The sequence below is a fragment of the Blautia sp. MSK.20.85 genome (genome assembly GCF_013317245.1).
GTDB lineage: Bacteria > Bacillota > Clostridia > Lachnospirales > Lachnospiraceae > Blautia_A.
This window is the reverse complement of record NZ_JAAIUN010000088.1, coordinates 1-1,029: the sequence shown is the minus strand read 5'-3', so window position 1 is coordinate 1,029 and position 1,029 is coordinate 1. Positions and strand designations below refer to the sequence as shown.

The window sequence follows — 1,029 nt, the reverse complement described above, 5'->3', positions numbered from 1 at the left end:
GAATCTGGTATACAATATGTATAGCCTGGATTTGTCCAAGAAAATTTCATCAGCAATGCAGACGAGAACAAAAAATGGTACACGTCTTCCGGTAAATGCCAGATATGGCTATAAAAAAGGAAAAGATGGAAGGCTGGAAGTTGATCCGGAGGCTGCAAAAGTCGTGAAAATGATTTTTCAGATGGCAGCGGAGGGAACAAGTTTTGCAGATATTACAAGGGAATTGAACAGACAGGCGATTGCTACTTGTGATGAGCAGAAATTATCAAGAGGGGATCAGGTGCAGTTCCAGAGGTTTGACACGATCAAAAAGAAACACTGGAGCCCTACGACAGTATCGGCAATCGTCCGGGATGAGATTTATATTGGAACCAGAATCTGGGGCAAAACACGTTGCAGTATGCATACGGGCCATAAAGCAGTTCTGAATGATGAAACAGAATGGGTTCGCCTGGAAAATCATCATACGGCAATTATAGACAGGGAATTGTTTGAAAAAGCAAATGAAATGCATCCGAAAAAGAAGAGAAGTGTTGCAGAATCACGCACCAATTTTACTCTGGAAAGACGTAAAAAACAGCCGGCCTTGCTGATATGTGCCAACTGTGGGCATTCTCTGTTAAAAGAAACAGAGCATCTGCTGAAATGTTCAGATGCCAGAACCAATGGTGATCCTGTGTGCCGAAGTCTGGTGATTCGTAGGGAACCGATGGAGGAGAATATCCTTGGGCTTGTCCGTCAGTATGCAGCGTCAATGTTGAAAAAAGGAAAGAAAGTATCTTCCAAAAGACAATGTGAATACAAAGAGATCAATACTACAGAATTGCAAAAACAGAGCCGACAGTTGACCTCGGAAAAGATGAAACTCTATGATGATTACAAAGATGGTCGTATAGATCGTGATTCGTATAAGCAGAGAGCTGAAAAGATAAGTGTACAGCTGGATGAAATAAAACGAAAGATAGAAGATGCGAAGAATAGTAAAAAGCTTCTTGAACAAAATGAACTTTCTGATAAAATAAAACTAAA

Annotated in this window: 1 protein-coding gene; it reads left to right on the top strand. The window is 40.7% G+C overall.

The features are described from left to right. Window positions 1–55: 55 nt before the first annotated feature. On the top strand, window positions 56–1,029 hold a 974-nt coding region (locus G5B12_RS18585; protein WP_244096135.1), incomplete at its 3' end, for a recombinase family protein.